The following is a 250-nucleotide window of genomic DNA, read 5'->3' on the forward strand; positions in this document are numbered from 1 at the left end:
GGTAATGGCATTGATGCGCCAGAGGCGCTTTGGGATCATGCGTTTTTGATTCACACGCACAAAGCCAAAAGCGGCTATCTGGTACGCGGTGGACTGCACCGAATACTAGCGTGGCCGTACGTGTTCAAAAATTACTCAGTACGTGATTTGGCTGAGTTTTTGGAGATTTACGGACTGCCAATGCGTCTGGGAACGTATACAGCGGGTGCGACCGAATCTGAGAAGTTTACCCTGCTACGTGCAGTAATGG

1 protein-coding gene is annotated in these 250 nt (G+C 50.4%); it reads left to right on the top strand.

Annotation, left to right across the window (positions count from 1 at the left end):
- Window positions 1-9: 9 nt before the first annotated feature.
- On the top strand, window positions 10-250 hold a 241-nt coding region (locus tag R0K30_RS22855), incomplete at its 3' end, for a phage portal protein family protein (RefSeq protein WP_410613236.1).

The organism is Bacillus sp. SIMBA_154 (genome assembly GCF_046536015.1).
GTDB classification, from domain to species: domain Bacteria; phylum Bacillota; class Bacilli; order Bacillales; family Bacillaceae; genus Bacillus; species Bacillus pumilus_P.